Origin of the sequence: Nocardiopsis sp. TNDT3 (assembly GCF_003427465.1) — a bacterium.
Classification (GTDB): Bacteria; Actinomycetota; Actinomycetes; order Streptosporangiales; family Streptosporangiaceae; genus Nocardiopsis; species Nocardiopsis dassonvillei.
In genome coordinates, this window is sequence record NZ_QPFC01000543.1 from 1 (window position 1) to 5,999 (window position 5,999).

General features: G+C 73.5%; 5 protein-coding genes and 1 pseudogene. 4 read left to right on the forward strand and 2 right to left on the reverse strand.

Annotated elements, in window-relative coordinates:
- Positions 1-123 precede the first annotated feature (123 nt).
- Complete coding sequence (locus DQW06_RS14070; RefSeq protein ID WP_117198599.1) at positions 124-759, forward strand: M15 family metallopeptidase; 636 nt, start codon at positions 124-126, stop codon at positions 757-759.
- 48 nt (positions 760-807) lie between these two features.
- On the opposite strand, the gene DQW06_RS14075 is transcribed toward DQW06_RS14070, so the two are convergent.
- Positions 808-2,007 carry a hypothetical protein gene (locus DQW06_RS14075; protein ID WP_071622288.1) on the reverse strand — a complete coding sequence of 400 codons (1,200 nt, stop codon included), beginning with the start codon at positions 2,005-2,007 and terminating at the stop codon, positions 808-810.
- Between the two features lie 116 nt (positions 2,008-2,123).
- On the opposite strand from DQW06_RS14075, the gene DQW06_RS14080 reads away from it, so the two are divergent.
- Positions 2,124-2,720: a histidine phosphatase family protein gene (locus DQW06_RS14080; RefSeq protein ID WP_071622287.1), complete on the forward strand. Its 597-nt coding sequence runs from the start codon at positions 2,124-2,126 to the stop codon at positions 2,718-2,720.
- A gap of 136 nt (positions 2,721-2,856) precedes the next feature.
- Positions 2,857-4,230 carry an SLC13 family permease gene (locus DQW06_RS14085; RefSeq protein ID WP_071622286.1) on the forward strand — a complete coding sequence of 458 codons (1,374 nt, stop codon included), beginning with the start codon at positions 2,857-2,859 and terminating at the stop codon, positions 4,228-4,230.
- Between the two features lie 169 nt (positions 4,231-4,399).
- Here the strand turns inward: DQW06_RS14085 and DQW06_RS14090 are convergent, their stop codons facing one another.
- Entirely contained in the window at positions 4,400-5,104 is a 705-nt protein-coding gene (locus tag DQW06_RS14090) for a FadR/GntR family transcriptional regulator (protein WP_255418237.1), read from the reverse strand.
- A 197-nt stretch (positions 5,105-5,301) separates the two neighbouring features.
- Between DQW06_RS14090 and DQW06_RS14095 the strand changes: the two are divergent.
- A pseudogene (locus tag DQW06_RS14095) lies at positions 5,302-5,994 on the forward strand (carboxyl transferase domain-containing protein); the annotation flags it as partial.
- Positions 5,995-5,999: the final 5 nt, after the last annotated feature.

Consider the following 5,999-nt stretch of genomic DNA (forward strand, 5'->3'; position numbering starts at 1 on the left):
CTTCTTCCGAAGGCGCACCGGGGCCGTGCCGGGAAACGACACATCCGTGCAACACCGCTCGTACTTCACTCGGGGGCGACGAGGACCCCACACATCGCGCACGCGATGCCCGAGAGGTGAAGGATGAGCGCAGTGACGAAACGGGAGACGCTGGAGGGCCTCCCCGCCGGGAACCCGGCCGGGAGCCCCGGCGGCGGTCCGCCCGGCCGCGGATGGCGGCCCCGGTACCGGCTGGCCGCTGCCCTGTGCGCCGCGGTGGCCGTCGTGCTGGCGGCCTGGTCGGTGAACATGCTGGTGCCGGACCGGGAGGAGGCGGTCTTCACCGCTGAGGACGGCGCCCTTCCGGACGACCTGTCGGTCACCCCGTTCGACACGCAGTACCCCTCGATCGCCCGCCTGGACGGTGCGCTGCTGGAGGCCGTGCGGGAGGCGGCCCGGGACGCCCTGGAGGAAGGGATCGTCCTCCACGTCACGTCGGGCTGGCGCAGCGGGGAGTACCAGCGGCACCTGCTCGACCAGGCCGTCCTCGACCACGGCTCCCGCGAGGAGGCCGGGAGGCTGGTCAGCACCCCGGAGGAGTCCAGGCACGTGACCGGGGAGGCGATCGACATCGGCCCGACCGACGCCGCCGACTGGCTCGTCCGCCGCGGTTCGGCCTACGGGCTGTGCCAGGTCTACGCCAATGAGATGTGGCACTTCGAACTGCTCACCGAGCCCGGCGGCGACTGCCCCGACCTGCTGTCCGACGCCGCGGGTTAGGGGCGGGCCCGGGCGGAGCGCCCCGCGACGCCCCGCCCGCGCGCCGGATCAGCCCGCCGCCGGACCGCCCGGCCCCGAGCGCAGTCCGAAGGGCACCCCGAAACCGGTCAGCCAGCCGTCCTCGGCCAGCAGGCGGAACGCCTCGTGGGTGACGTCGTGGTCGGGCGCCTGGCGCGGCGGCCACCCGAAGGCCCCGGCCACCGCCGACCAGCTGGGGCCGTGCCCGTGCTCCTCCCGGTAGCCGTCCACCCAGCGGGCCACCCGCTCCCCGCGGCCCGAGACCAGCTCACGGGCGCGGTCGGCCACGGGCACGTCCAGCGGCGTGGTCGCCGGTGCGGTGTCCGGCGGCGTCGGTTCCGGGAGGGGCACGTAGGCCAGCGGCAGGGTGACCTCGGTGAGGGAGGCCACCACGGTGCCGCCGTCCACGCCCAGGCCCTCGACCCAGGAGATCTCCGTCAGCCACGCCAGCAGCTCCGCCAGCTCGTCGGTGCCGGACAGGGCGCAGGAGTTCACGATGTCCGCGGCCGGGACGCGGATCCGGCCGTCGGGCTCGGCCCACAGGGCCAGGTAGGCCCCCACGAGCCGGAGCCGGTTGGGCTTCTTGCGCATCTTCTTGTGGGCGAGGGTGCGCGAGAGCCAGCCCGAGGCCCGCGACCGGACGCCGTTGCCCAGCTTCCAGGTGTTGCCGTCCAGGCTCGGCAGGGCGCACCGGGCCGGGTTCGCGGCGTCGGACTCGATCACCGTCTCCGGCGTCGTGCCCAGCCACCCCGAGGAGGTCAGGTCGCTCAGGGCGGCGTGGGCGTCCTCCAGGCGCAGGATGCGCAGGTCCTGGCCGGTGAAGTTCGCCCAGCCCTTCAGCGCGCCCCGCAGGGTGAAGGTGAGGGCGAGCAGGCGGCTGTCGGGGGAGGAGCCCGCGCCCTCGGAGGCCACGCGCTCCCACAGCTCGCGGAAGAACTCCGCGTGGTGGGGGCCCATCCGCGGCACGCGCCTGCGGTCGGCCGGGATCTTCTCCTGGGGCCTGCGCCTGGCCTCCTCCAGGGCGCGCTTCCTCGCCTTCTTGGCCTTCTTCGCCTCGGAGTTGGTCAGCCGCTCGGGCGCGCCCCCCGGCGGCACGCTGATGCCCTGCTCCTTGCAGCGCGCGCACTCCATGGCCGCGGCCAGGTCCTCGTTGGGCCGGTGGAAACGGGGCTGGGGGATCTCGTCGGGAAGGGGATCCCGCACGTCGCTGGTGGCGGTGTGCTGCGTCATGGTCAGGAGCGTAGCGACGAAAGCTCCGCCGTGTCCGGCGTCCGGCGGATTCGCGCCCCGGGCTCACGGCCGGGGCGCAGGAGTTTGCCGTCCCCTTCCGGGGCAGGAAGAGAGCCATGGGCGACATGGTGCTGATCAGGCACGGACAGACCGAGTGGAGCCGTACGCGGCGCCACACCGGACTCACCGACATCCCCCTGACCGAGGAGGGGGAGCGGCAGGCGCGGGCGCTGCGTCCGGTGCTGGCCGCGCGCGAGGTCGGCCGGGTGGTGACCAGCCCGCTGCGGCGGGCCGCGCGCACCGCCGAACTGGCCGGGCTGCGCGTGGACGAGACCGACCCCGACCTGACCGAGTGGGACTACGGCGGCTACGAGGGGATCACCACCGCCGACATCCAGGCCGGACGACCCGGTTGGTACCTGTGGCACGACGGGATCGTGCCGGGCGGCCCGGGGCATCCGGGGGAGAGCGTGGAACAGGTGGGGGAGCGCGTCGACCGGGTCCTGGACCGGCTGACGCCCCTGCTCGACGGCGGGGGAGGGGCCGACGTGGTGCTGGTGGCGCACAGCCACGTCCTGCGGGTGCTCACCGCGCGCTGGCTGGGCCTGCCGCCCGCCGAGGGGGCGCTGTTCCGGCTGGAGACGGCCACGGTGAGCACGCTGGGCCATGAGCACGGCCGCCCGGTGCTCACCTCGTGGAACGTGCCGACCTGAATAGAGGGGGTTTCCAGCGCCGGGAGCGGGGATCGTGCGGCCGGAGGACTTGACAGGAGACCTAAAGGCCTATTGGCTAGGCCACTAGCCTTATGGCCCAGATCACAGTCCCAACTGTCCCTCTGATCGGTATGTCATGACCCCTCAGCTTCTCACCATCCTCGTCCTTCTGGCGATGTTCGTCATCGCCACCGTCCTGCCGATCAACATCGGCGCGCTGGCCTTCGTCGCGGCCTTCATGGTCGGGCTCCTGGTCCTCGGGATGGACGCCGACGCGGTCCTCGGCGGGTTCCCCGCCGACCTCTTCCTCACCCTGGTCGGTGTCACCTACCTCTTCGCCATCGCGAAGAACAACGGGACGATCGACCTGCTCGTACGCGGCGCCACCCGCATGGTCGGCGGCCGGGTGGCCGCGATCCCGTGGATCATGTTCGGCATCTCCGCCGTGCTGACGGGTGTGGGCGCGCTCGGTCCGGCGGCCGTGGCGATCGTCGCGCCGATCGCGCTGAGCTTCGCCGCCCGGTACCGGATCAACCCGCTGCTGATGGGCATGATGGTGGTCCACGGCGCCCAGGGGGGCGGTTTCTCCCCGGTCAGCGTCTACGGCGTGACGGTGAACGGGATCGTCGCCGACAGCGGGCTCTCGGTGTCCCCCATCACGCTGTTCCTCGGCAGCCTGGTCTTCAACCTGGGCATCGCGTTGATCCTGTTCGTCTCGCTGGGCGGCAACCGCCTCTTCGGCGTCCGCGCGCACGAGGCCGAGGCCGTCACCGAGGCCGCCCGCACCTCCGGCGGCTCGGGGTCCGGGTCGGTCGCGCTGGCCACCGGCGGTCCCGCCGACACCTCCGCCGGGAGCGGGGCGGACGGCAGCGCGGCGGCCGGGAGCGGCGAGGCCGCCTCCGAGGGCACCCCGGTCCGGTTCGAGCAGATCGCCACCCTGCTGGGCATCGTCGCGCTGGGCGTCCTGGCCCTGGGCGTGGGCCTGGACGTCGGCTTCGTCGCCCTGACCGTCAGCGTGGTGCTGGCGCTGATCGCGCCGCAGTCGCAGAAGAACGTACTCTCCCAGATCAGCTGGTCCACGGTCCTGCTGATCACCGGCATGCTGACCTTCGTCGGCGTCATGGAGAGCGCGGGGACCATCGAGTACGTCGGCGACGGGGCGGCCAGCCTGGGCGCTCCGCTCCTGGTGGCACTGCTGCTGTGCTACATCGGCGCCGTCGTGTCGGCCTTCGCCTCCTCGACCGCGATCCTGGGCGCGACCATCCCGCTGGCCATCCCGTTCCTGCTCATGGGCGACATCAGCGCGACCGGCGTGATCGTGGCCCTGGCCATCTCCTCCACCATCGTCGACGTCAGCCCCTTCTCCACCAACGGCGCCCTGGTGCTGGCCAACGCGACCGGAGTGGACCCGTCCCGCTTCTACCGCCAGATGCTCGTCTACAGCGGCATCGTGGTCGTGGTGGGTCCGCTGGTCGCCTGGGGCGTGCTGGTGGTGCCGGGACTGCTGTGACGGCAGCGCCTTTCGAGGGCGGCTGGGACCGCTCGGCGGCCCCGGGAACGTGAGGGGTCCGGTCCGCCGGACCCCTCAGCGCCTGTCGGCGCCCGCCTCCGCCGCCCCATGACCGGGGCGGCGGTGCCCAGGTGGCCTGAAGGCCTGACCTGTGCGCCACTGGACCGGTTCAGGGGGTGACCGGGGCGGCCCCGTTGACGGCGGAGACCAGCAGGAGGTGGTCGCGCATCGCGTCGGCGGCCGCCTTGGGGTCGCCCGAGCGGATCGCCGAGGCGATGCGCTCGTGCCCGTCGAGCGAGGCCCGGGGCCGGTCCGGCTGCGACAGCGACTCCAGGCGGGTCTCCCGGATCATCGGGGCGATCTCGTTCATCATCCGCGCCAGCAGGCGCGAGCGCGCGGCCGTGGTGATCGCCGCGTGGAAGCGCTCGTCGCCGGTGACGCCGCGGTCGCCGTTGGCCACCTCCTGGCGCATCAGCTCCAGGGCGGCCTCGATCGCGATCAGGTCCTCGGGCGTGCGGCGTACGGCGGCCAGCTCCGTCAGCTTGACCTCCAGCGCCTGACGGGCCTCGATGATCTCCGCGCGCCGGTTGGCCCGGTCGCGCAGGAGGGCGAGAACACCCTGCTCGGAGACGGTCTGGCGGATGATCGCGCCGTCCCCGTGCCGCACCTCGATGACCCCCTGGACCTCCAGCGCCACCAGCGCCTGGCTCACCGAGGCCCGGCTCACCTCCAGCGCGACGGCCAGTTCGCGCTCGGGCGGGAGGCGGTCGCCCACGCCCAGACCGGCGTCCCGCATGTGTTCCACGAGACGCTCCACGAGCTGCTCGTACAGGCGCGGGCGCGCCGGGGGCCGGGGTCGGGGCTTGGTAGGCACGCTCGCTGGCTCCTGGTCCTCGGATCTGACTGTGCTGAGGGACTTCCAGGCTAGAGCATCCCGTCGGCGGACTCCCGGGATCGGCGCATCGGACCTCCCCGCGATCGGGTGCGACGGGGGCTTCACAAAACGTGCCGTTTCGTGCCACCCTGACGTGAGGCCTAGTGGCCTAGCCACTGAACCATTTGGAGGTTGCTGTGGAGACCCGCGACACCGCCCGGGAGCTTTTGGACCGCACGCTCGACGCGGGATCCCACGTCTCCTGGGACGAGGCGCCCCTGGACGTGGACCCCGACCCCGCCTACGCCGACGCGCTCACCCGGGCGCGGGCCGCCACCGGGTGCGACGAGGCGGTCCTGACGGGGGAGGGGCGGCTGCACGGCCGCCGCGTCGCCGTCGTGGCCAGCGAGTTCGGCTTCCTCGCCGGGTCCGTGGGGCTCGCCGCAGCCGCGCGCATCGTCGCCGCCGTCGAACGCGCCACCGCCGAGCGGCTCCCCCTGCTGGCCGCCCCGGCCTCGGGCGGCACCCGCATGCAGGAGGGCACCCCCGCCTTCGTGGCCATGGCGGCGATCACCGCCGCCGTCACCGCGCACAAGGCCGCCGGACTGCCCTACCTCGTCTACCTGCGCCACCCCACCACCGGGGGCGTCCTGGCCTCCTGGGGGTCGCTCGGACACCTCACCGCCGCCGAACCCGGAGCGCTCGTCGGCTTCCTGGGCCCCCGCGTCTACGAGGCGTTGCACGGCGCACCGTTCCCCGAGGGCGTCCAGCGCGCGGAGAACCTCCAGCGGCACGGCCTCGTCGACGCCGTCCTGCCCCCCGACCGGCTCAGGGACGCCGCCGGGCTCGCCCTCGACGTCCTGCTCGACCGCCCGGACCCCGCCACGCCCTGAGC

Coding starts and splice junctions, on each gene's coding strand:
- DQW06_RS14070 (WP_117198599.1), top strand. CDS start 124: ATGAGCGCAGTGACGAAACGGGAGACGCTGGAGGGCCTCCCCGCCGGG.
- DQW06_RS14075 (WP_071622288.1), bottom strand. CDS start 2,007: ATGACGCAGCACACCGCCACCAGCGACGTGCGGGATCCCCTTCCCGAC.
- DQW06_RS14080 (WP_071622287.1), top strand. CDS start 2,124: ATGGGCGACATGGTGCTGATCAGGCACGGACAGACCGAGTGGAGCCGT.
- DQW06_RS14085 (WP_071622286.1), top strand. CDS start 2,857: ATGACCCCTCAGCTTCTCACCATCCTCGTCCTTCTGGCGATGTTCGTC.